Source organism: Tepidiphilus sp. J10, assembly GCF_006980785.1.
GTDB classification, from domain to species: domain Bacteria; phylum Pseudomonadota; class Gammaproteobacteria; order Burkholderiales; family Rhodocyclaceae; genus Tepidiphilus; species Tepidiphilus olei.
The window spans coordinates 352,568-374,666 of record NZ_SBHP01000001.1 but is presented as its reverse complement, the minus strand read 5'-3'; the positions used below and the strand labels follow the sequence as shown (position 1 = coordinate 374,666).

At 66.3% G+C, this 22,099-nt stretch carries 19 protein-coding genes; 7 read left to right on the top strand and 12 right to left on the bottom strand.

Annotated features, from left to right (window positions below; all coding sequences use genetic code 11):
- Positions 1–15 precede the first annotated feature (15 nt).
- The 3 genes from EPD81_RS01825 to EPD81_RS01815 all read right to left on the bottom strand — a co-directional run bounded on the left by EPD81_RS01825 (position 16) and on the right by EPD81_RS01815 (position 4,322).
- Positions 16–987: an ABC transporter substrate-binding protein gene (locus tag EPD81_RS01825; RefSeq protein WP_142803722.1), complete on the bottom strand. Its 972-nt coding sequence runs from the start codon at positions 985–987 to the stop codon at positions 16–18.
- Entirely contained in the window at positions 984–3,044 is a 2,061-nt protein-coding gene (locus EPD81_RS01820) for a diguanylate cyclase (RefSeq protein ID WP_185955321.1), read from the bottom strand. Before EPD81_RS01820 ends, EPD81_RS01825 begins: the two co-directional genes overlap by 4 nt.
- A gap of 72 nt (positions 3,045–3,116) precedes the next feature.
- Entirely contained in the window at positions 3,117–4,322 is a 1,206-nt protein-coding gene (locus EPD81_RS01815) for an exo-beta-N-acetylmuramidase NamZ domain-containing protein (protein ID WP_142803720.1), read from the bottom strand.
- 50 nt (positions 4,323–4,372) lie between these two features.
- On the opposite strand from EPD81_RS01815, the gene EPD81_RS01810 reads away from it, so the two are divergent.
- A complete protein-coding gene (locus EPD81_RS01810) occupies positions 4,373–5,977 on the top strand; it encodes a peptide chain release factor 3 (RefSeq protein ID WP_142803719.1) in 1,605 nt (534 codons plus the stop codon).
- 40 nt (positions 5,978–6,017) lie between these two features.
- On the opposite strand, the gene EPD81_RS01805 is transcribed toward EPD81_RS01810, so the two are convergent.
- From EPD81_RS01805 to EPD81_RS01785, 5 genes are all read right to left on the bottom strand, one after another.
- Positions 6,018–7,220, bottom strand: a complete 1,203-nt coding sequence (locus tag EPD81_RS01805) for an ABC transporter substrate-binding protein (RefSeq protein WP_142803718.1) — start codon at positions 7,218–7,220, stop codon at positions 6,018–6,020.
- Between the two features lie 115 nt (positions 7,221–7,335).
- A complete protein-coding gene (locus EPD81_RS01800) occupies positions 7,336–8,295 on the bottom strand; it encodes a branched-chain amino acid ABC transporter permease (RefSeq protein WP_142803717.1) in 960 nt (319 codons plus the stop codon).
- A gap of 11 nt (positions 8,296–8,306) precedes the next feature.
- The gene (locus EPD81_RS01795) at positions 8,307–9,173 is read right to left on the bottom strand and encodes a branched-chain amino acid ABC transporter permease (protein ID WP_142803716.1); all 867 of its coding nucleotides are present in this window, start codon (positions 9,171–9,173) and stop codon (positions 8,307–8,309) included.
- 10 nt (positions 9,174–9,183) lie between these two features.
- Positions 9,184–9,918, bottom strand: coding sequence for an ABC transporter ATP-binding protein (locus EPD81_RS01790; RefSeq protein ID WP_142803715.1), 735 nt, complete (start codon positions 9,916–9,918; stop codon positions 9,184–9,186).
- On the bottom strand, positions 9,915–10,688 hold the full coding sequence (locus EPD81_RS01785) for an ABC transporter ATP-binding protein (protein WP_142803714.1): 774 nt from the start codon (positions 10,686–10,688) through the stop codon (positions 9,915–9,917). Before EPD81_RS01785 ends, EPD81_RS01790 begins: the two co-directional genes overlap by 4 nt.
- Positions 10,689–10,945: 257 nt before the next feature.
- On the opposite strand from EPD81_RS01785, the gene EPD81_RS01780 reads away from it, so the two are divergent.
- Both EPD81_RS01780 and murB read left to right on the top strand, forming a co-directional pair.
- Entirely contained in the window at positions 10,946–11,431 is a 486-nt protein-coding gene (locus EPD81_RS01780; RefSeq protein ID WP_142803713.1) for a PACE efflux transporter, read from the top strand.
- Positions 11,416–12,462, top strand: coding sequence for a UDP-N-acetylmuramate dehydrogenase (murB, locus tag EPD81_RS01775; protein WP_142803712.1), 1,047 nt, complete (start codon positions 11,416–11,418; stop codon positions 12,460–12,462). The genes EPD81_RS01780 and murB overlap by 16 nt, the downstream gene beginning before the upstream one ends.
- Before the next feature lie 4 nt (positions 12,463–12,466).
- Here the strand turns inward: murB and EPD81_RS01770 are convergent, their stop codons facing one another.
- From EPD81_RS01770 to EPD81_RS01760, 3 genes are read right to left on the bottom strand one after another with little or no spacing between them, the layout of a single operon-like run.
- A complete protein-coding gene (locus EPD81_RS01770; RefSeq protein WP_142803711.1) occupies positions 12,467–12,787 on the bottom strand; it encodes a DUF1840 domain-containing protein in 321 nt (106 codons plus the stop codon).
- 12 nt (positions 12,788–12,799) lie between these two features.
- Positions 12,800–13,357, bottom strand: a complete 558-nt coding sequence (locus tag EPD81_RS01765; protein ID WP_142803710.1) for a hypoxanthine-guanine phosphoribosyltransferase — start codon at positions 13,355–13,357, stop codon at positions 12,800–12,802.
- Positions 13,358–13,384: 27 nt separating this feature from the next.
- Positions 13,385–14,185 carry an exodeoxyribonuclease III gene (locus EPD81_RS01760; RefSeq protein WP_142803709.1) on the bottom strand — a complete coding sequence of 267 codons (801 nt, stop codon included), beginning with the start codon at positions 14,183–14,185 and terminating at the stop codon, positions 13,385–13,387.
- An 84-nt stretch (positions 14,186–14,269) separates the two neighbouring features.
- Between EPD81_RS01760 and pyrE the strand changes: the two genes are divergently transcribed.
- A complete protein-coding gene (gene pyrE, locus EPD81_RS01755) occupies positions 14,270–14,929 on the top strand; it encodes an orotate phosphoribosyltransferase (protein ID WP_142803708.1) in 660 nt (219 codons plus the stop codon).
- Positions 14,930–15,082: 153 nt separating this feature from the next.
- Complete coding sequence (locus EPD81_RS01750) at positions 15,083–15,565, top strand: hypothetical protein (protein ID WP_142803707.1); 483 nt, start codon at positions 15,083–15,085, stop codon at positions 15,563–15,565.
- Positions 15,566–15,605: 40 nt separating this feature from the next.
- Here the strand turns inward: EPD81_RS01750 and EPD81_RS01745 are convergent, their stop codons facing one another.
- On the bottom strand, positions 15,606–19,502 hold the full coding sequence (locus tag EPD81_RS01745) for an FAD/FMN-binding oxidoreductase (RefSeq protein WP_142804236.1): 3,897 nt from the start codon (positions 19,500–19,502) through the stop codon (positions 15,606–15,608).
- Between the two features lie 267 nt (positions 19,503–19,769).
- Here EPD81_RS01745 and ahpC point away from each other — a divergent pair, with 267 nt between their 5' ends.
- Together ahpC and ahpF are read left to right on the top strand one after the other, a co-directional pair.
- Positions 19,770–20,333, top strand: a complete 564-nt coding sequence (ahpC, locus tag EPD81_RS01740; RefSeq protein WP_116491858.1) for an alkyl hydroperoxide reductase subunit C — start codon at positions 19,770–19,772, stop codon at positions 20,331–20,333.
- A 157-nt stretch (positions 20,334–20,490) separates the two neighbouring features.
- A complete protein-coding gene (ahpF, locus tag EPD81_RS01735; RefSeq protein WP_142804235.1) occupies positions 20,491–22,071 on the top strand; it encodes an alkyl hydroperoxide reductase subunit F in 1,581 nt (526 codons plus the stop codon).
- The last annotated feature ends 28 nt before the right edge of the window (positions 22,072–22,099 follow it).

Genomic DNA, 22,099 nt, shown 5'->3' with positions numbered 1-22,099 from the left:
CGCAGGATTCCTACGTCACGGCGAGGGGGGAAGGAAGCGGGTCGAGGCGGGGACCCAAGGGGCTGCCGCCTCAGGAAGCAGGCCGGCGCGCTGCAGCAGTCCGGAAAGGGTGGTGAGGACCTCGGGGAACTTGTGTTCGAGCCAGTCTTTTTGCTCTTCGAGCGAGGGGAAGATGAGGCCGATGAAGGGGGTGAAAGCGTCTTCGAGCGGCAGGCCGAAGCGGCGGGCAATGCGGTAGCGGGCGTCGATCGCATGGTCGTGCATCCACTCGAGGCCGCGGAAGTGAGTGCGCATGAGGCGTTCGATCGCCTTCCCGTGGGTGCCGAGGATGGCGCTGCGCACGACCAGGACGTCGAGCACGATCGGTGGCGGCACGGCAGAATCGAAGCAGGAGACGGCTCCCAGGCGGCGCAGGCGTTCGACGTAGGGTTGGTAGGTCACGGCCAGGTCGAATTCGTGCTGCAGCCAGGTGTCGAGCTGGCGCGGCGGCGAATAGGGGATGAGCTTCAGCTGCTGGGGATCGAGCCCCAGGTGTTCGCACCAGGCTTGCAGCAGGAGCCGGCCGGGGCCGCGGCGCTCGACGGCGACGCGGGCGCCGCGCCAGCCGGCGGCATCGCGGCAGCGGTCGCGCGCCATGACGTGGTCGGCACCGGCCGAGACGTCGATGATGCCCACCACCGTCAGATCCAGGCCCTGCGCCCGGCCGAGGAGGACCTCGTCGAGCGTGATCAGGGCCGCTTCCACTTGCCGCAGGCGCAGGAGCTGCAGCTGCGCTTCGGCGTCCGCGACTTCAACGAGCTGCAGGCCGGCCGTTGCGCTGGGAGCAGCGTCGACATAGAGGCGCAGCGGCTCGTAGCCCGCCCAGAGATGGTAGGAGACGCGCAGGGGCGGTTCGGGGGTGCAGCTGGCGACACTGCTGGCCGCGAGCGCCCCCAGAGCGAGGGCGGCGAGCCAGCGGCGCCGGGCGAGGTCGCAGGCCGGGCTCATGAGCAGGCTCCGGCTTCGAGCCGTTTGCTTCCCGTCGGCGGCAGGGCAACCTGGTTTCTGCCTTCGCGCTTGGCGCGGTACATGGCCTCGTCGACCCGTGCCAGGCTCTCGTCCAAGGGAGCGTCGGGGTCGAGGGGGGCGACACCGATCGACACCGTGCCGCTGAGGACCTTTCCTGGATCGTCGAGCGGCAGCTGGGTGTGGGCCCAGGACTGCCGCACCCGTTCGGCCACTTTGACCGCCGTGTCGAGGGAGGTATCCGGCAGGATGGCGATGAATTCTTCGCCGCCATAGCGGGCGATGAAGTCGGTGGGGCGCAGGTTGTGGCGCAGCACGCGGGCGAAGGCCTGCAGCATGCGATCGCCCACGGCGTGCCCGTAGGTGTCGTTGACTTTCTTGAAGTAGTCCAGATCGAACATGAGAAGCGCCGCCGGCCGTTTGCTGCGCTGCACTGCCGATTGGGCTTCTTGCAGGCGCTGCTCGAGGTGGCCGCGGTTGGCCAGGCCCGTGAGCGGATCGTAGGCCGCGAGCCGGCGCAGTTCTTCGAGCAGGCGCACTTCCTCGGTGATGTCGTGGAAGGCGACGACGGCGCCCATCACGCGCCCGTTCTCGAGGCGGGGGCTGGCGGAGACGTGCACCGGTACCGGCAGAGCGTCGCGCCGCCAGAAGACGTCGTCCTGGCATACCTTCTGCGCGGTCTCGAGCGCGCGGTGCAAGGGGCAGTGCTCAGGCGGATAGGGCTGCCCGTCCGGTCGCCGCGCGTGGAAGAGTTCGTGCGGATCTTTGCCGAGCACCTCCTCGGGGGAAAAGCCAAGGAGCTCGGAGGCAGCGCGGTTGAAGAAGGTGCAGCGGCCCTGCGCGTCGGTGCCGTAGATGGCTTCGTCCACGGTCTCGAGGATGGTTTGGGTCTCGACGAGCGCCGAGGCGAGCCGTGCGCGTTGGTGCTCGAGTTGGCGCCGTGTATGCCACAGGCGCAGCGTGAGCAGAACGAGCAGAAAGGCGGAGCAGGCGAGTAGTACGAGGGGGATGGCGTACTGGTGCAGCACGTCGCGCAATTCCACCTCCACGTGTTCGAACGGCGGCACGCGCAGCCGCTGGGCGAGGCGCTCGACCCCGGAATAGTCGGCGGGGACGGTGAATCCGCCGATGCCCGCGGCGAGGAAACGGGGATCGGGCATGGCGTCGAGCCGGTCGGTGAGCGTGTACAGGGCGAGCGCGACTTTACGGGCGACTTCGGGTGAGACGTGGGGCAGGGCAACGAAGGCCCATTCGGGATAAAGCGAGGTGGTGACCTTGTAGGGGAAACCGGCGGGGTGCCATTCGCCCAGGACCATGAGGCGTTCTTGATCTTCTGCGGAGAGCCGTCCCTCGCGCGTGAGCGCTTCGAGCAGTCCCGTACGAACGAAGCCTGCTTCCCCTTTGCCTTCGAGCAGGGCCTGGACGACCGCGTCGTGATTGCCCTGGGGCAGGAGGGTGACGTCGTCGGGCACCCGTACGCCGCGCTCGAGCAACCAACCGGCCTGGGCGAGGTAGCCTCCCAACCCTTTGGCGCCCGGGATGAGGATACGCCTGCCTTTGAGGTCTTCGGGCCGGCGGATGGGGCCGTCGCGGCGCACGAGAATGACCCCGCCCAGCGCCGCGGTCTTGATACCGTGTTCGACCGTGATGAGCGTGGCGATGGGGCCGGAGAAGGCGTGGCGGTATTTCTCTTGGATATAGTGAACGGGGTTGGTGAAGAGAAAGTCGATGCGGCGGGCAGCGATCTCGCGATCGAGCGACTCGGGCGTCAGCACTTCGAGAATGACCGGCTCGCCGAGCGCTTGCGAGAGTTCGTCGGCAAGCGGCTGCCACTGGCGCTGGAGCACTTCTTGCGGGCGATGGCCGAAAACGCCCAGACGGTAGTCGGCGTGCGCCGAGGCGACGGTAGCGAGCGAGAGGATGAAAAAACTGACCAGGCGCCACGCCAGTCGTGAGGGATCGTTGGCGCGGCCTCGGAGTGGTCTGCGCCGCGGCGAGGCGCGTGCAATACGACGAAGGATCAGGGAAATAACGCGCATACGAATGGGCCGCTCGCCGGGGCGCGGGATGCGCCATTCCCTCATTATAGTGGAAGCATAGGGCGAATGGCGTCAGAGAAGGAACGGGGCACGGATCTCGGCCCAGGCGCGCTCCTGGGGCTGGATCGTTGCATCGAGGTCGGCCGGCGAGGCTTGCTCGTCTTCGACCCATTGGCGCAGGAACGGTCCGCCGTCGATGAGATCGATCGCCAGGCGTTCGTATTCATACTCGTAGGGGTTGGCATGCCAGAGCGGCCGGTCCGGTTCGAGCCGGCGCAGCGCTTTGAGCGCGAGCGCCACCAGGCGCCAGGGGCGGAAACGCCGGGGGTCGTAGTGCGCCGGATCCTCGACGTGGATCATGATTCCGCCGCAGCGCTCGCCTGCGTATTTGTGGAAAGTCGGCTCGAAGAAAAAGGGGCGCAGGCGGCAGCCCGCCAGCCACTGGGGGGCGAGCGATTCCATCGCTGCGAGCAAGCGCCAGGGGTCGATCCAGGGGGCGCCGAATCCTTCCAGGGGACGGGTGGTGCCGCGCCCTTCGGAGAGCGTCGTGCCTTCGATGAGCACGGTGCCGGGATAGCAGCGCGCCATCCAGGGGGTGGGGGCGTTGGGGCTGGGGTTGATCCAGGTGCGTTGCTCCAGCGGCCAGCCGTAGCCGGGGGCGGCGTCAGGCTCCCATCCACTGAGCGGCACCACGTGGTAATCCACGTCGAGCCCCAGGGTGGCGATGAACCAGCGCCCGGCCTCGCCCAGCGTCAGGCCGTGACGCATGGGGAGGCTGCCGGCGCCGACGAAACTCTCCCACCCCGGCTGCAGCAACCCTCCTTCGATGCCGCGCCCGAGCGGATTGGGCCGCTCGAGCACCCACACGCTCTTGCCGTGGGCGGCGGCTGCTTCCAGCACGTAGCGCAGGGTGGTGAGGTAGGTGTAGACGCGGCAGCCGAGGTCCTGCAGGTCGACGAGCAGCACGTCGAAAGTGTCCATCATCGCCGGGGTGGGGCGGCGAACCGCACCGTAGAGGCTGAACACGGGGATGCCCAGGCGCGCGTCGAACTCGTCGGGCGATTCGACCATGTTGTCCTGTTTGTCGCCGCGCGCGCCGTGCTGCGGGCCGAAGAGCGCGGCGAGCCGTACGTCGGGCAGCGCCGCGAGCGCGTCGGCCGCGTGTACCAGCTCGCGCGTGACGGAAGCCGGGTGCGCCAGGAGCGCCACGCGCCGGCCGGCGAGGGGGCGGCGCAGTTCGGGTTCTGCGAGGAGTCGGTCGAGACCGAAGCGGATCATGATGGACGGTCCTGCTGCTAAAATGAGCGATTTTCCCAGAAAAGACGGACATGGGCGAGGCATTGGCAGAACGGCTGGCACAGGAAGTGGCGCGGCGGCGCACCTTCGGCATCATCGCGCACCCGGACGCGGGCAAGACCACCCTCACCGAGAAGCTGCTCCTCTTTGGCGGAGCGATTCAACTGGCCGGTACCGTGAAGGCGCGCAAGTCCGCGCGGCACGCCACCTCCGACTGGATGGAAGTGGAGAAACAGCGCGGCATCTCGGTGACTTCCTCCGTGATGCAGTTCGAGTACGACGGGCATGTGATCAACCTGCTCGACACCCCGGGCCACCAGGATTTTTCCGAAGACACCTACCGCGTGCTCACCGCGGTCGACTGCGCCGTGATGGTGATCGACGCGGCCAAGGGGGTGGAGGCGCAGACGATCAAGCTGCTGGAAGTGTGCCGTTTGCGCGACACGCCCATCATCACGTTCATCAACAAGATGGACCGCGAGGTGCGCGAGCCCTTCGAGCTGCTCGACGAGATCGAATCGGTGCTCAAAATCGACTGCGCTCCCATCACCTGGCCCATCGGCAGCGGCAAGGCTTTTCGCGGGGTGTATCACCTGCTGCACGACCGCACGCTGGTGTTCAGCCCGGGCGAGGCGAAGCGCGTCGAGGCCGAGGTGATCGCGGGGCTCGCCAACCCGGAGCTCGATGCGCGTTTTCCGGCCGAAGTCGGGGCGATGCGCGAGGCCGTGGCGCTCGCGCGAGAGGCGCTCTCGCCGTTTGCCCTGGGCGAATTCCTCGCCGGGCGGCAGACGCCGGTCTTCTTCGGCTCGGCGATCAACAATTTCGGGGTGCAGGAGATCTTGCAGGCGCTCATCGACTGGGCCCCGCCGCCGCAGCCGCGCGACGCCGGCGTGCGGCTGGTCCTGCCCGCCGAGGAGAAGTTCTCCGGGTTCGTCTTCAAGATTCAGGCGAACATGGATCCGAAACACCGCGACCGCATCGCTTTTTTCCGCGTCTGCTCCGGCCGCTACAGCAACGGGATGAAGGCCTGGCACGTGCGCGCCGGGCGCGAGATGCGGCTCGCCAACGCCATCACTTTCATGGCCAACGAACGGGCGATCCAGGACGAGGCGTTTGCCGGCGACATCATCGGCATCCACAACCACGGTCAGCTGCAGATCGGCGATACCCTCACCGAGGGCGAAATGCTCGGTTTCACCGGCATTCCTTACTTCGCGCCGGAGCTCTTCCGTATGGCGCGGCTGCGCGATCCCCTCAAGGCCAAGCAGCTGCACAAGGGCTTGAAGGAACTGGGGGAAGAAGGGGCGATCCAGGTGTTCGAGCTCGAGGGCGGGCAGCTCCTGCTCGGCGCGGTCGGGGTGCTGCAGTTCGAGATCGTGGCCGAGCGGCTGCGCAGCGAGTACGGGGTTCAGGCGCTCTTCGAGCCGGCGGAGATCTATACCGCCCGCTGGCTGGTGTATCCGGACGAGGCCACGCGCGCGCGCTTCGAGCGGGAACAAGCCATGCGCCTGGCGCGCGACATCGACGGCAACCCGGTGTATCTCGCCTCGTCGCGCTACAACCTGGAGGTGACGATGGAAAAATACCCGACGGTGCAGTTCCGCGCCACGCGCGAGCACCGTCAGGTATTCGGTTGACCCGCCGCCGCGGGCGTATGCGCCACGGCGGTGCGGGTAATCATTTCATGCGTTCGATCTCGGCGAAGGTATTGCCGCTCACCTTGTAGAGGATATAGTCACCCGGCACGTCGCCGTTGGCGTCGAATTCGTGATCGCCGGCGGCTCCTTTGTAGTCGATGTCTTTGCCTTCGGCGATCAGTTGCTTCGCTTTGGTCCACTCACCGGGGAGGATGGGCTCGCCCGGGGCGGTGGCGACTTCACGCAGCGCCTGGGAAAGCTTGGCCTTGTCGCCGCCGGCCTTCTCGATCGCCAGCGCCATCAGGAAGGCTGCGTCGTAGCTCGTGGCGGCGAAGGTGCCGTTGGGGTCGCCGCCGGCTGCCTTGAACTCCTGGCTGAATTTCTCGAACCCCGCGCCCGTGGCCCCGGCAGGTGCGGAGACGAGGAAGGTTTTGAGGTTCTCCGCACCCAGGGTCTTGATCATGTTCTCGTCACGCATGCCGTCGGCGCCGACGAAGTTCTTGAAAAACCCGTTTTCCATCGCTTGGCGGACGATGGTGAGCCCCGAGGAATTGCCGTAGGCGAACACCACCAGGGTGTCGGCGCCGCCCTTGGCGAGCTCGGCCAGATCCGAACGGTAGGAGGCTTTCTTGTCCTCATGCGCCCGGCTGGCCGTGACCGTGCCGCCGAGTTTCTTGAATTCGTCGCTGAAGGCCTCGGCCAACCCCAGGCCGTAGTCGTTGTTGAGGTAGGTCACGGCTACCTTGTCGGTGCCTCGGGCCTTGAGCGTGCGCGCCAGCGCCCGTCCTTGGTAGTCGTCGGAGGCGACGGTACGGAAGACGAGGTCCTTGTCGTCCAGCGTGCTGATCTTGGGTGAAGTGCCCGACGAGGTGATGAGGAGCACTCCGGCCGGAACGGTGACGGAATTGGCCACGGCGATCACCGGTCCGGAGCATGACGGTCCGACCATGCCGATCACGCCGTTGACGTTGACCGCCTTGGTGGCCGCGTCGGTGGCGAGCTGCGGGTTGCAGCCGGAATCGTACACCTGCGGGTCGATCTTGCCGCCATTGCCGATGCCCCCCTGGGCATTGACCTGTTCGGCCGCGAACTTCATCGATTGCACCATGGTGGGCGCCATGCCGGCGATCGGTCCGGTGATGCCGACGAGATAGGCTACTTTCACGTTCTGAGCCCATGCCGGGGCGGTGGCGAGCGCTCCAGCAAGCGCGAGCGTGAGGATCGAAGCGCGGGTTTTGTTCATTTCGGGTCTCCTTCCGGGGTTGGTCAGCACAATCATTCTAGACGAGAGGGCGTTTCGAAGAACCCATCGCGCGTCGAGCCTTGGGATGTCCGCTCGTGCGGCTTGCTCGAAGCGCCTAGGATCGTGGCGGGGCAAGATGCGAAGTCCGCTGTACGCTCTCCTCGGGGAGCAATCCTTCCGGACGGAAGCGCAGGATGAGCTGCAGCATCAAACCGATGAGGAAGACGCGCACGTATTTCGCCTGAGTGGCGACGTCGGCGGGGAGCTGGTCGGTGATGAATTCCGACATCGACCAGATGAGCCAGATGATCACGGCCCCGAGAATGGCGCCGCGGTTGTTGCCCGAGCCGCCCAGGATCAGCATGATCCACACGAGAAAGGTGGCAATCATGGGGTCGATGGCCTCGGGCGTGATCGCGCGCATGAAGTGGACGTAGAGCGCCCCGGCCAGGCCCATGATCGCTGCGCCGAGCACGAAGGATTCCAGTCGGCGGCGTTCGACGTCCTTACCCATGGCGGCGGCTGCCTGCTCGTTGTCGCGGATCGCCTTCATCATCCTTCCCCAGGGGGCGGTGAGCTGCCGCTCCAGCGCCCAGTAGACCATGAGGAGTACGGCGATCACCAAGGCGAAATAGGCGAATTGCGACAGCGAGTATTCGAGGCCGCCGAAGGGACGAGGAACGCCGGTGATGCCGCGGGCGCCGCCGGAGAGCGTTTCCTCGGTGCGCAGCACCAGGCGGATCACCTCGGCCACGCCGATGGTGGCGATCGCCAGGTAATCCGAGCGGAAACGCAGGCAGACGCGTCCGATCGGCCAGGCGATGAGGGCGGCGCCGGCCATGGCGCCGAGCCAGCCGACGAGCACGGGGAGCTCCCAGCCCATGATGCGCTCGGGCGAGGGCGGGGCGGTGAGGAGCGCCGAGAGGTAGGCACCCACGGCGAAGAATCCGGCGATGCCCGCATTGAAGAGCCCGGTCACGCCCCATTGCACGTTCAGGCCCAGGGCGAGGATGCCGTAAATGCCGATCATGGTGCCCATGAAGGTGGCGTAGTTGATGAGGCCGATCGAGGCCATGATGTCGCTCCTTACAGCACTTTGCCCTTGAAGATGCCCTGCGGCCGCAGCAGCAGGATGGCGAGCAGGATGACGAAGGCGGTGGCCGATTTGTAGGGGCTGGGTACGAGGAGCACCGAGAGCTCTTCGGCGAGCCCGATCACCAGGCCGCCCACCACCGCGCCTTCGACGCGCCCCACGCCGCCGAGCACCGCCGCGGCGAACATCGACAGCATCGCCGACCAGCCCATCATGGTGGTGAGTTCGGTGTTGATGCCCAGGCAGAAACCAGAAGCGGCCGCGAGCGCGCCGACGATGAACCAAGTGAGCCGCGTGACCTGGTCGTTATCGACGCCGCACAGGCGCGCGAGGTCGGGGTTGTCCGACATCGCGCGCATCGCTTTGCCCCATTTGCTGTAGCGCAGGAAAGCGAGCAGTGTCGCCACCAGGGCGAGCGTGAGGGCGAGGGTGGCGATCTCGCGGGGGCGTAGCATCAGGCCCGCGAAGGATTGGGCCCGGGCGATGCCGCTACCGTAGGCGAGTGGATCCACGCCCCAAGCCACCTGTACGACCGAGCGTAGCATCATGCCGATGCCGAGCGAGGCCATCACCGTGAGGATCTTGGGCCGGGCTTCGAGATGACGATAGAAGAGGCGGTGGATGCCGTAGGCGAGCAGCGCCGTGAGGATCATCGCCACCGGCAGCGAGAGCCAGGGGGTGAGCCCGATGAGGGTCGTCACGCCCAGCGCGAGATAGGCCCCGCTGGTGGCGAGGTCGCCATGGGCGAAATGGCCAAAGCGCAGGATGCCGAAAATGAGCGTGATGCCGATGGCGCCCAGCGCATAGATCGCGCCGATCACGATCCCGGGAATGATGTAGAAATTGATGAATTCGAGCATGAGGAACCCTTCATCCTCCGAGGAACATCTGGGCGATCTCGGGATCTTCGAGGATCGCGCGGCCCGAGCCTTCGAAACGATTGGCTCCGGTGGCGAGCACGTAGCCGCGATCGCAGAAGGCGAGCGCCTGCTTGGCGTGCTGTTCCACGAGCAGGATCGAGACGCCCGAGTCGCGTACGTCACGGCAGATCTGGAAGATCTGCTCCATGTACTTTGGGGAGAGCCCGGCAGTGGGTTCGTCGAGCAGCAGGAGCTTGGGGTCGAGCATGAGCGCGCGGCCCATGGCCACCATCTGGCGCTGTCCGCCGGAGAGGTCGCCGGCGAGCGCGTGGCGTTTGGTTTTCAGGTCGGGGAAAAGGGCATAGATGCGATCGTAGGCCGCGCTCAGATCCCCTTTGGCGAGAAAAGCCCCCATTTCCAGGTTCTCATGCACCGTCATTTCGCGAAAGACGTTGTCGACCTGGGGTACGTAGGAGATGCCGCGGCGCACGATGCGATCCGGGCTCCAGCCGGTGATGTCTTCGCCTTCGAAGACGATGGCCCCGCTGCGGATGCGCACCAGCCCGAACACCGCTTTCATCGCCGTCGATTTGCCCGCGCCGTTGGGCCCGACGATGACGACGATCTCTTGCGGCATCACCGTGAGCGAGACGCCCTGCAGGATATCGGCATCGCCATAGCCGCCGCGCACCTGGTGCATGATGAGGATGGGCTGAGGACGATCCAGGGAGGGAGTGTGGGTCATGCGGGCTCCTCCGTCACCGTCTCGCCCAGGTAGGCTTCGAGCACGCGCGGATCGTTGCGCACGTCGAGGAATTCGCCTTGCGTAAGCACCTTGCCCTCGGCCATGCAGACGACGGGGTGGCAGAGTTTGGCGATCATCTCCATGTCGTGTTCGATGAGGATGAAGGTGTAGCCCCACTCCCGGTTGAGGATCTGGATCTTCTCCTCGAGCTTGCGCAGTAGCGTGCGGTTGACTCCGGCGGCCGGTTCGTCGAGCAGCACCAGCTTGGCGCCGGTCATCATGGTACGCCCGAGCTCCAGCAGTTTCTTCTGCCCACCGGAGAGGTGGCCAGCGCGCTCGTTGGCCACGTGGGTGAGTTCGAGAAAGGCGAGGACCTCGATCGCTTTCTGCCGCACTTCTTCTTCCACGCGGCGCACCCGGCGCCAGTCGAACCAGTTGGCGAAGAGGTTCTCGCCGGGCTGGCGAGGCGGCACCACCATGAGGTTTTCCAGCACGCTCAAGCGATGGAATTCGTGTGGAATCTGGAAAGTGCGCACCAACCCCTTGTGGAAGCGCTCGTCGGTGCGCAGCCGCGTGATGTCCTCGCCCAGGAAGCGGATGGTGCCGGCCGTGGGCGTGTAGGCTCCGGCGATCACGTTGAAGAGCGTCGTCTTGCCCGCGCCGTTGGGACCGATGAGCCCGAGCACCTGCCCTTCCTCGACGCCGAGCGTGACGCCGTCAACGGCGCGAAAGCCGCCAAAGGCCATCACGATGCCTTCCAGTTCGAGCATCGCCACCCTCGTCCCTCCCAGGATCCCGATCTTGGCGGGGCAGGATAGCGGAAAAACCGCCCCCTGCAAACTAGGGTTTACCTGGGGGCGGTACAATATGGGTGCTGCGCGCACTTGCCGGGCAAGGTGCCCGGAGCACGGGATGCGGGATTCGACCGCGCCGATGGGCGAGCACCCGAGGGCTGCGTCACGCCGCGAGGAAGCTACGCAGCAATGCATTCGAAAGAGACTCCCCCTCAAGATTCCCGTGGGAAGAGATGGAACGAACGGTTAGGACCGAGCACGAACGCGTTCCCTTGCGCACCTGGCGTGATCGGGTGCGCCAGGTGTTGGCGTTCGAGGCGGGTGGCCTCTTGCTGATCACGCCGCCATTTGCCTGGGCGAGCGGTGAGCCGGTGCTCGACTCCTTGGGCTTGCTCGCGCTGCTTGCGCTCATCGCTGCGCTGTGGAATGCGGGCTACAACACGATGTTCGACCGCTTGGAGGCGCGCTTCTTGCGGCGTCGTGCCGACCAGCGTCCGCCTCTGTGGCGCCTCGTGCAGGCGCTCGGGTTCGAGGGCGGGCTCTTGTTCCTCACCCTGCCGGTGATCGTCGCTTGGACCGACATGGGGTGGCTCGAGGCGCTCGTCGCCGACCTGGGGTTGGCGCTCGCCTATACCGTCTACGCTTACGTCTTCAACTGGTGTTACGACCGGCTCTTCCCAATCGCGCCGGATCAGGAGCGGAGATGCAGCGCTTCGTAGAGGTCGATCTCTCTTCCTGGACTACCCTCGGGGTACCCGCCAGGACGCAGGAGCTGCTCGTGCTGGAAGACGAAGCGGATATCGCCCGCTGGCTGGAACGACGCGAAACCGCGCCGATGCCGGAGCTCGTGCTCGGCGGGGGCAGTAACGTCGTCTTCCTCGAAGATTTCGCTGGCCGAGTGGTGCGCTTGGCCACCCGCGGGTACGAACTCCTGGGCGAAGAGGGTGGGTCACGGCTCGTGCGCGCCGCCGGCGGGGAGCCGTGGGACGGCTTCGTGCGCTGGTGCGTCGTGCAAGGCTGGGGCGGTTTGGAGAACCTCGCGGCCATTCCTGGCAGCGTGGGGGCCGTGCCGGTGCAAAACGTCGGTGCCTACGGGCTGGAGGTGGGCGAGCGCATCGCCTGGGTCGAGGGGGTGGATCGCGACACGGGGCTGGCGTGGACGCTTTCTGCCGACGAGTGCGGCTTCGGCTACCGCACGAGCCGCTTCAAGGCGGCGGAGGAATCCTCACGGGTGATCACGGCCGTGGTTTTTCGCCTGCCGCGGGACGAGCCGCCGCGGCTCGACTATCCCGACCTGCAGCGGTGGTTCAGAGGGCGAGCGCAACGCGTCTCGCCAGCGGACGTCTATGCGGCGGTGCGCGAGATCCGGGCGCGCAAGCTCCCCGATCCTCGCGTGCAGGGTAACGTCGGCAGTTTCTTCAAGAACCCGCTGGTCTCGCCCGCAGTAGCCGAACGCCTGGCGGCGCTCCATCCCGATCTGCCGCGCCATCCCCAGCCGGATGGGCGCGTGAAGCTCGCCGCGGGCTGGATGATCGAGCGCTGCGGCCTCAAGGGGGTACGCGAAGGCGGGGCGATGGTGCATGAGCGCCAGGCGCTGGTGCTGTGTAACGCAGGCGGGGCGACGGGCGCGGATTTTCTCGCGCTCGCGCGGCGCGTGCGCGAGGCGGTGGCCGAGCGCTTCGGCGTGGAGTTGGAGGTGGAACCGGTGCTGGTCGGGCGGGAAGGGGTGCGTTCGCTCGAGCGAGCGTGAACGCTCACACGCCCCAGACGACGGGCTTTTTCTCGGCGAGTGCGCGCTTCATCATCTGCAGCAGCGGCCAAGCGCGGCGGTGGAATTCCACCGGCGGCTCCTTGCCTTCTTCCTTGGCCTTTTCTTCCTCGGTCTCGTCCAGGCCAGGGTGCGCCTGGCGGTCGGCCTCGATCGCGGCTTCGAGCTGGGCGATGGCTCGTGGTAACTCTTCGGGCGTGAGGATGCCGCGTTCGACGTCCTTGCCGAGCATCTGCAGGATGGGCTCGGCGTGCTTGCGGTACATGACGATGTCGGCGTCGGCTTCCGATTTGAAGGTGACGAGCATGGCGAGTTTTCCTTACGATTCCCGTACGGCGTAGATGCCGTCGGCGTTGCGCCAGTACCCTTTATAGTCCATGCCGTAGCCGAAGACGTAGCGATCGGGGATTTCCAGACCGGTGAAGTGGGCCCGCATGCCGGGATAGGCTTTGCGTTCGTGCAGTTTGTGGCAGAGCACCGCGAGATAGACGTCCTCGGCGCCTTCGTCGCGCAGCCGCTGCATCACCGCCGCGAGCGTATAGCCTTCGTCGAGGATGTCGTCGAGCACGAGCACGGGGCGTCCCTCGATGGGGGCGGTGGGTTCCACCCGCCACTCCAGCCGGCTGCCGGCGGTGGTGTCATGGTAGCGCGTGGCGTGCAGATAGGCGACTTCCAGCGGAAAGCGCAGCCGCGGCAGGATCTGGCCGGCGAAGACGACGGCGCCTTTCATGACCACATAGACGAGCGGGTCGCGCTCGGCGAGCACTTCCGTGATCTCGGCGGCGACGCGATCGATGGCGCGCTGCACTTGGCTGGAATCGGCGATGCACTCGGCCTCGGCGAGCACGCGGCGCATGGCTTCGACTTTGGGGTTCATCGAGGGTCCCGTGAGAAAAAAGGGGAATTATCGCGGATTTTGCGCGAGTGCGAAGTCGTAGTCGACGATGAGCGGGGCGTGATCGGAGAAGCGCTCGTCCTTGTAGACCCGGGCGGCGCGGGCGGTGGCGGCGATGCCGGGGGTGGCGATCTGGTAGTCGATGCGCCAGCCGACGTTCTTTTCCCACGCGCGCCCGCGGTTGGACCACCAGGTGTAGCCTTCTTCGGTGGCCTCGGGGTAGAGGTGACGGTAGACGTCGATCCAGCCCAGCTCGTCGAACACGCGGCTGAGCCAGGCCCGTTCTTCGGGGAGAAACCCGGAGTGTTTCTGGTTGCTGCGCCAGTTTTTGAGGTCTTTCTCGGTGTGGGCGATGTTCCAGTCGCCGCAGATCACGACTTCGCGGCCGCAGTGGCGTAGTTCGCGCAGCTTGGGAAAGAAGGCGTCCATGAAACGGAACTTGGACGCCTGCCGTTCCGGGCCGGCCGAGCCGGAGGGCAGATAGAGCGAGACCACCGAGAGGCCGGGATAGATGGCTTCGAGATAGCGCCCTTCGGCGTCGAACTCCGGCTCGCCGATGCCGGCGACGAGCTCGAGCGGGGGGTGGCGCAGGTAGAGGCCGACACCGGCGTAGCCTTTCTTCCCGGCGAAATGGAAGTGCCCGGTGTAGCCGTCGGGAGCGCGCATCTCCTCGGAGAGGTCTTTTTCCTGCGCCTTGAGCTCCTGCACGGCGGCGACGTCGGCGTCTTGGGTGGGCAGCCAGCGGAAGAAGCCTTTGTCGGCGGCGGAACGGATGCCGTTGAGGTTCAGCGTAAGGATGCGCAGCGTCATGTCGTCTCCGGAATGGCTTGCGGCGAGGCGGGGCGGCGCGTACCATTGCCGCCCGTCACCGCTCTGGGAAAAAGGGGAAGATTCATGGATTTTAGCCGGGAATTCCTGCGCCTGGCCTGCGAGAAGGGGGTGCTGCGCTTCGGCGAATTCGTCACCAAGGCGGGGCGCCATTCGCCCTACTTCTTCAATTCGGGGCTCTTCGATGACGGCGCCTCGTTTCGCGCATTGTGCGGCTTCTACGTCGAAGCGATCCTTGCGAGCGGCATCGCCTTCGATGGTCTCTTCGGGCCGGCCTACAAGGGCATCCCCTTGGTGACGGGGGTGGCGATCCGGCTCGCCGAAGGGGGGCTCGACAAGCCTTTCTCCTTCGACCGCAAGGAAGCGAAAGCGCACGGCGAGGGAGGGCGGCTCATCGGTGCGCCGCTGCGCGGCCGTATCCTCATCGTCGATGACGTGATCTCGGCGGGGACCTCGGTGCGCGCCTCGATCGAACTCATCCGGGCCCACGGCGCGGAGCCGGCGGGCGTCGTGATCGCGCTCGATCGCATGGAGCGCGGCGAGGGCGAGGAGTCGGCAGCCCAGGAAGTGAGCCGGCGCTTCGGTATTCCCGTGATCGCCGTGGCCACGCTCGAAGATCTGCTCGCGCTGCTCGCCGACGATCCACGGCTGCGCGAGCACTTGCCGGCGGTGCGGGCGTATCGTGAGCGCTACGGCGTGCAGGGCTCGGCGGCGCGTCGCGCCTGAGCGAGCGTGGATCCGAGAGAAATGCGCCGGCGTGATCGTTCAGGCATGGCATGGATCGGCTGTTTCGCATATCATGCCTGGATGGGGCCATGAGGGCTGAGAGCGATGGGGCGGCGAATCTGGCGCGGGGTGTTGGCTGGGGGATTGTTGGGCATGCTTGTCGTCGGGACGGCAAGTGCGCGGGAGGGAGTGGCGTGCTGTGACGACGTCAACGGACGGAGAGTGTGTGGGAATCCTCTGCCCGCCGAGTGTTATGGACGCAAATACTGGCTGATCGATGCCAGCGGCGTGGTGCGCAAAGTAGTCGATCCGGATGCCGAGCGGGCGCGCCATCGGATGTCGGACGATTCGGAGGATCTCTCGGCGCAGGAACGGATGCTGCGGCGTAAGCACGAGCGCCTGCTGCAGGCGTTCCCCACCCTAGAGGCGTTCGATGCCTGGCGCGATGCGCAGCTGGCTGGCTACGATCGGCAGATTGACCAGATACGCGAGATGCCGGCGGAAAAGGCGGACCCGGAAGCGGTGGAAACGGCGGTGCGGCGCCTGCAAGAAGAGCGCGAGGCAGCGGCGAAACGCCTCGCTGCCGAGCGCCGCGAGCTCGAAGAGGCCCTGAAAGCGCGCCAGCCGAGGCGATGATCCCCTCGCAGCCCGTCCGGGTGGGACGGGCTGCCGAGGCTCACAGGAGCACGCGCTCGATTCCGCCGCGGTTGGCGGCCTCCACGTAGCGCTCGAGCCAATCGGGGCCGAGCAGGTGCTTCGCGAGTTCCACCACCACGTAGTCGGCATCGAGCCCCCCGGCGTCGTTGCCGAAGCGGTGCAATCCCTGCAGGCAGCTGGGGCAGGAAGTGAGCACCTTCACCGGGGTGCCGGGCGCGGCGTCGGCGCGAAGCCGTGCGGCGTCCTTCTCCAGCTCTTCCTGTTTGCGGAAACGCACTTGCGTCGACACGTCCGGCCGCGTGACGGCGAGCGTTCCCGATTCGCCGCAGCAACGGTCGTTTAGGGCGACCTCCGTGCCCAGCAGCTTCTTCGTCACCTCGATGCCCGCGTATTGCTTCATCGGCGTGTGGCAGGGCTCATGGTACATGTAGCGCACGCCGGGGATGCCGTCGAGCCGGATGCCTTTCTCCATCAGGTATTCGTGGATGTCGAGCAGCCGGCAGCCGGGGAAGATCTGCTCGAAGTGGTAGCCGAGCAGCTGGTCCATGCAGGTGCCGCAGGAGACGACTACCGTCTTGATGTCGAGGTAGTTGAGCGTGTTGGCCACCCGGTGGAAGAGCACGCGGTTCTCGGTGGTGATGCGCTGCCCCTTGTCGTCGTTGCCGGCGGCGGTCTGCGGGTAGCCGCAGCAGAGGTAGCCCGGCGGCAGCACCGTGGTGGCGCCGACGTGATAGAGCATGGCCTGGGTGGCCAGCCCCACCTGGCTGAAGAGCCGCTCGGAGCCGCAACCGGGGAAGTAGAAAACGGCGTCCGAGTCGCTCGCCGGCACCTGCGGGTTGCGGATCACGGGGATCACCGTCTGATCCTCGATGTCGAGGAGTTGCCGCGCCGTGCGCTTGGGAAGATTACCCGGCATCGGTTTGTTCACGAAGTGGATCACCTGCTCGCGGATCGGCGGCTTGCCCACCGTGAGCGGCGGGCGGCGCGTCTGCTCCTGGATGAGCCCGAGGCGCTTGGCCCACTGGTGTGCCAGGCGCTGCGCCTTGTAGCCCCACTCGACCATGGTCTTGCGCACGAGCTTGACCGTGGTCGGATCCTTGACCGTGAGCAGCAGCATCGCCGCCTTCGTGCCCGGGTTGAAGGAGTTTTTCCCCTGCTTGCGCAGGAGGTTCCGCATCTTGATGGAGACGTCGCCGAAGTCGATGTCGACCGGGCAGGGTTTCTCGCACTTGTGGCAGACGGTGCAGTGATCGCCGATGTCCTCGAACTCGGCCCAGTGGGCCAGCGACACGCCGCGGCGCGTCTGCTCCTCGTAGAGCAGCGCCTCGATCAGCTGCGAGGTGGAGAGGATCTTGTCGCGCGGGCTGTAGAGGAGATTGGCGCGCGGCACGTGCGTCGAGCACACGGGCTTGCATTTGCCGCAGCGCAGGCAGGATTTGATGTCGTCGGCGATCGCCCCGATCTCGGTCTGCTCCATGATGAGCGATTCGTGACCGAGCAGGTTGAAAGAAGGCGTATAAGCGCGGGCCAGGTTGCCGCCGGGCATGAGCTTGCCGCGGTTGAACGCGCCTTTGGGATCGATGCGGCGTTTGTAGTCCCAGAAGGGGCGAAGCTGCTCCTCGTCGAGATAGTCGATCTTGGTGATGCCGATGCCATGCTCGCCGGAGATGACCCCGCCGAGCGACTTCGCCACCGCCATGATGCGGTCGACTACGCGGTTGGCGGTCTGCAGCATTTCATAATCGTCGGAATTGACCGGGATGTTGGTGTGCACGTTGCCGTCGCCGGCGTGCATGTGCAGCGCCACGAAGAGCCGTCCGCGTTTGACCTGCTGGTGGAGCTCGAGGATGCGCTCGCGAGTGGGGCGGAAGACGTCGCCGTCGAAAAGGCGCATGAGCCCCGGGCGCAGCTCGCGCTTCCAGGATATGCGTATGGAATAATCCTGCAGGCGGTGGAAGAGCGTGAGCGCTTCGGCGCGGTTGGTGAGTTCGCCCGCCTCGATGCCGTATTCGGCGAAGTGCCGTTCGGCCTCGGCGAGTGGCAGGTCGAGGTTGTCCCGCAGCCAGCGCCAGCGCCGGCGCACCGCGTCGACGAGCTCGAGCGCGAGCTCGCGCTTCTCGCCGATGAGCGTCTCCGGCGGCACATCGGCATCGCCGGGATCGAGCGGCAGTTTGGGTTCACGCAGAAAGGCTTCGAGCCGGTCGCACAGGGCGAGCTTGTTGTCCAGCGACAGCTCGATGTTGATGCGCTCGACGGCGTCGCAGTACTCGCCCATCTTGGGCAGAGGGATGACGACGTCTTCGTTGATCTTGAAGGCGTTGGTATGCCGGGAAATGGCCGCGGTGCGGGAACGCTCGAGCCAGAAGCGCTTGCGCTGCTCCGGGGTCACCGCGATGAACCCTTCGGCGTCGCGCTTGTTGCACATCCGCACCACTTCGGAGGCGGCGCGCATCACCGCTTCTTCGTCGTGACCGACGATGTCGCCCACCAGCACCATCTTCGGGCGGCCGCGGCGCTTGGCCTTGGTGGTGTAGCCCACGGCTTTGACGTAGCGCTCGTCGAGGTGCTCGAGCCCGGCCAGTTGCACCCCGGCCGCGTGCCCTCCGCCGCCGGGTTTGAAATAGTCGGTGATCTCGACGATGGCTGGCACCGCGTCGCGCACCTGACCGAAGAATTCGAGGCAGACGGTGCGCGTGACCGGCGGCATCTTGTGCAGCACCCAGCGGGCGGCCACGATGAGGCCGTCGGTGCCTTCCTTCTGGATGCCGGGGATGCCGTGCAGGTATTTGTCGGTGACGTCCTTGCCCAGGCCCGGTTTGCGCATCGTCGCGCCCGGCGCGCTGATGATCTCTTCGCCCAAGGGCGCATAGGTGAGCCCGTCGAAGCGGCGCAGGCGGAAGTAGACCGTCTCCTGTTCGTGGATTTTCCCGAGGTTGTGCTCGAGCCGCTCGACTTCGAGCCAGTTGCCGTCGGGCGTGACCATTTTCCACCACAGGAGGTTGTCGAGCGCCGTGCCCCACAGCACTGCCTTCTTGCCGCCGGCGTTCATGGCGATGTTGCCGCCGATGCAGCAGGCTTCGGCCGAGGTGGGATCGACGGCGAAGACGCGCCCGGCGGCGGTCGCGGCATCGGCCACGCGCTGTGTGACGACGCCGGCGCCGGTGCGGATGGTGGGATAGCGCTGGGGCAGCGGCCCTTCGCGTCCAGGCAATTCGACTTCTTCGACCGGGCCGAGCGAGGTGAGCTTCTCCGTGTTGATGACGGCCGAGCGCGCATCGAGCGGCACGGCGCCGCCCGTGTAGCCGGTACCGCCGCCACGCGGGATGATGGTGAGCCCCAGTTCGATGCAGCCGCGCACCAAGGGGGCGATTTCCTCTTCGGTGTCCGGCGTGAGCACCACGAAGGGCAGTTCGACCCGCCAGTCGGTGGCGTCGGTGACGTGCGAGACGCGTGCGTGCCCGTCGAAGCGGATGTTGTCGCGCCGGGTGTGGCGCGACAGCACCCGCAGCACGTCCTTGCGCAGCCGCTCGGTTTCAGGGAAGGAGCGCTCGAAGACGTCGATCGCGGCGGCGGTGAGTTCGACCAGACGCGCCACGCGCGCGGCGCGCTCGGCATCGGCGGCGGCGTTGGCAATGCGCCGTTTCTCCACTTCGTCCAGCCGATGGCGCAGAGCCTCGATCAGCGCCTGGCGACGCTTGCGGTTGGCGAGCAGATCGTCGAGCAGGAAGGGATTGCGCTGCACCACCCAGATGTCGCCGAGGATCTCGAAGAGCATACGCGCCGAGCGCCCGGTGACGCGCTCGCCGCGCAGGGCCTCCAGGATCGCCCAGGCTTCCTCGCCCAACAACCGGATCACGATCTCACGGTCGGACAAGGAGGTGTAGTTGTAAGGAATTTCGCGCAGACGCGGGTCCATCATCCTCTCCGGGCACGGTTCGAGGGACAATTCTAGCGCATGTGTCCACGGTCGTCGCCCACGACGGGAGTGTGGGCCATTGACACGATTTTGAATTGACCGTGCTTATTGATAGCTTTCATCTATGATGACGTTTGCCAGGAACGATTGGATTTTGCCCGGGGGCTGACCTAGAATGATTCGCGTGGTGACCGGCACGCCGTGCCGGACCGCCGCCGGTCACAAGGCCGGTGCGTGAGATGTTCGACCCTGACAGGAGGAAGCGCTATGAGCTTGATCAACACCCAAGTCGTTCCGTTCAAAGTCCAGGCTTACAAGGAAGGTAAATTCATCGAAGTCACCGACGCCGATCTGCGCGGTCATTGGTCGGTGTTCGTGTTCTACCCGGCCGACTTCACTTTCGTGTGCCCGACCGAGCTCGAGGATCTCGCCGATCTGTACGATGAATTCAAGAAGATCAATTGCGAGATCTACTCGGTGTCGACCGACACCCACTTCACGCACAAGGCGTGGGCCGAGGCTTCTCCCGCCATCAAGAAAGTGCGCTATCCCATGCTCGGCGACCCGGCGCAGAAACTGGCGCGCGCCTTCGACGTGCTCATCGAAGAAGAAGGCCTGGCGCTGCGCGGCACCTTCATCATCGACCCCAACGGTGTCATCAAGGGGATGGAGGTCAACGACAACAGCATCGGCCGCAATGCCGCCGAGCTGCTGCGCAAAGTGAAAGCTGCCAAGTACGTGGCCGAGCATCCGGGTGAAGTCTGCCCGGCCAAGTGGAACGAAGGCGCCGAGACGCTCAAGCCTTCCATCGATCTGGTCGGCAAGATCTGATTTTTCGCGCGAAGACCGGTCGGGGTGTGTTCCGGCCGGCAGGTATTCCGGCGCCGCCTCGCGCGGCGCTCCTTTCCCCGAGCACGAGACGTCGGTCGAAAGAGGCCGTGGGGCTTTTTTCGTCCAAAGTTTCGACGAAGGAGGGTGTGTCATGGCATTGTTGGATCAAGAAACGAAGGGCGCTTTGGCGCAATACCTCGAACGTTTGGCCGGGCCGATCGAGCTCGTCACGGCGTTCGACGACAGCGAGCGCGCCCGGCAATTGGCCGAGCTGGTGCAGGAGATCGTCGCCGCTGGCGGCGGCAAGGTGACGGTGCGCGAAGCGGTGGGCGAAGAAGTCGCCGGTGGGCGTCGCCCGGCGTTCGCGGTGGCACGCCCCGGTGAGGCGCCGCGGGTGCATTTCGCCGGCTTGCCCCTGGGGCACGAGTTCGGCTCGCTCATCCTGGCGCTGCTGCAGGTGAGCGGTTATCCGCCCAAGGTCGAGCCGGACGTGATCGAGCAGATCAAGAGCCTGGATTCGCCGCTGCGCTTCGAGGTGTACGTGTCGCTGTCGTGCCACAACTGCCCCGAAGTGGTGCAGTCGGTCAACACCATGGCCGCCCTGAACCCCAGGGTGCAGGCGGTGATGATCGACGGGGCGAGCTTCCCCGCCGAGGTCGAGGCCAAGCAGATCATGGCCGTACCCACCGTCTATCTCAACGGCGAGCTCTTCGGCCAGGGGCGCATGGAGCTGCCGGAGATCCTCGCCAAGGTCGACACGCACGCCGAGGAACGCGAACGGGCGCGGCTCGCGCAAAAGGGCGAATTCGACATCCTCATCGTCGGCGGCGGGCCGGCCGGAGCGGCGGCGGCGATCTATGCCGCGCGCAAGGGATTGCGCACCGGCATCGTGGCCGAGCGCTTCGGCGGCCAGGTGATGGACACGCTCGCCATCGAGAACTTCATCTCGGTGAAGGAGACCGAGGGGCCCAAGCTCGTGGCCGGGCTGGAAGAGCACGTCAAGGTCTATGATGTGGACATCATGAACCATCAGCGCGCGGTGCGCCTCGACGTTCCCGCCGCGCCGGGCCAGGCGGCGAAGGTGGCGCTCGCCAACGGCGCCGAGCTCGGCGCCAAGGCGGTGATCCTCGCCACCGGCGCGCGCTGGCGCGAGCTGGGCGTTCCCGGCGAGAAGGAATACCGCGGCCGGGGCGTGGCCTACTGCCCGCACTGCGACGGGCCGCTCTTCAAAGGCAAGAAAGTGGCGGTGATCGGCGGGGGCAACTCGGGGGTGGAGGCGGCGATCGATCTGGCCGGCATCGTCGATCATGTCACGCTCATCGAGTTCGCTGAAGCCCTGCGCGCCGATGCCGTGCTGCAGCGCAAGCTCAAGAGCCTGCCCAACGTGACCATCGTCACCAATGCCCAGACGCTGGAAATCCTCGGCGACGGGCAGAAGGTCAACGCCCTGCGCTACCGCGACCGCGCCAGCGGCGAGGAGCAGACGGTGGAACTGGCTGGCGTGTTCGTGCAGATCGGGCTCGTGCCCAACACCGACTGGCTCGAAGGGGTGGTGGCGCGCAACCGCTTCGGCGAGATCGAGATCGACGCGCGCTGCGGCACGTCCGCCCCAGGGGTGTTCGCCGCGGGCGACTGCACCACCGTGCCCTACAAGCAGATCATCATCGCCATGGGCGAGGGGGCGAAGGCGGCGCTGTCGGCGTTCGACTACCTCATCCGGCTCGCGCCGGCGCAGTAAGGCAACCCCGGCGGTGCGGCGTACCTCC

Coding starts and splice junctions, on each gene's coding strand:
- EPD81_RS01805 (WP_142803718.1), bottom strand. CDS start 7,220: ATGAACAAAACCCGCGCTTCGATCCTCACGCTCGCGCTTGCTGGAGCG.
- EPD81_RS01760 (WP_142803709.1), bottom strand. CDS start 14,185: ATGACGCTGCGCATCCTTACGCTGAACCTCAACGGCATCCGTTCCGCC.
- EPD81_RS01795 (WP_142803716.1), bottom strand. CDS start 9,173: ATGCTCGAATTCATCAATTTCTACATCATTCCCGGGATCGTGATCGGC.
- EPD81_RS01800 (WP_142803717.1), bottom strand. CDS start 8,295: ATGGCCTCGATCGGCCTCATCAACTACGCCACCTTCATGGGCACCATG.
- EPD81_RS01810 (WP_142803719.1), top strand. CDS start 4,373: ATGGGCGAGGCATTGGCAGAACGGCTGGCACAGGAAGTGGCGCGGCGG.
- EPD81_RS01745 (WP_142804236.1), bottom strand. CDS start 19,502: ATGGACCCGCGTCTGCGCGAAATTCCTTACAACTACACCTCCTTGTCC.
- ahpC (WP_116491858.1), top strand. CDS start 19,770: ATGAGCTTGATCAACACCCAAGTCGTTCCGTTCAAAGTCCAGGCTTAC.
- EPD81_RS01770 (WP_142803711.1), bottom strand. CDS start 12,787: ATGCTCGTCACCTTCAAATCGGAAGCCGACGCCGACATCGTCATGTAC.
- EPD81_RS01825 (WP_142803722.1), bottom strand. CDS start 987: ATGAGCCCGGCCTGCGACCTCGCCCGGCGCCGCTGGCTCGCCGCCCTC.
- EPD81_RS01820 (WP_185955321.1), bottom strand. CDS start 3,044: ATGCGCGTTATTTCCCTGATCCTTCGTCGTATTGCACGCGCCTCGCCG.
- murB (WP_142803712.1), top strand. CDS start 11,416: ATGCAGCGCTTCGTAGAGGTCGATCTCTCTTCCTGGACTACCCTCGGG.
- EPD81_RS01785 (WP_142803714.1), bottom strand. CDS start 10,688: ATGCTCGAACTGGAAGGCATCGTGATGGCCTTTGGCGGCTTTCGCGCC.
- EPD81_RS01750 (WP_142803707.1), top strand. CDS start 15,083: ATGCTTGTCGTCGGGACGGCAAGTGCGCGGGAGGGAGTGGCGTGCTGT.
- pyrE (WP_142803708.1), top strand. CDS start 14,270: ATGGATTTTAGCCGGGAATTCCTGCGCCTGGCCTGCGAGAAGGGGGTG.
- EPD81_RS01790 (WP_142803715.1), bottom strand. CDS start 9,918: ATGACCCACACTCCCTCCCTGGATCGTCCTCAGCCCATCCTCATCATG.
- EPD81_RS01815 (WP_142803720.1), bottom strand. CDS start 4,322: ATGATCCGCTTCGGTCTCGACCGACTCCTCGCAGAACCCGAACTGCGC.
- EPD81_RS01780 (WP_142803713.1), top strand. CDS start 10,946: ATGGAACGAACGGTTAGGACCGAGCACGAACGCGTTCCCTTGCGCACC.
- EPD81_RS01765 (WP_142803710.1), bottom strand. CDS start 13,357: ATGAACCCCAAAGTCGAAGCCATGCGCCGCGTGCTCGCCGAGGCCGAG.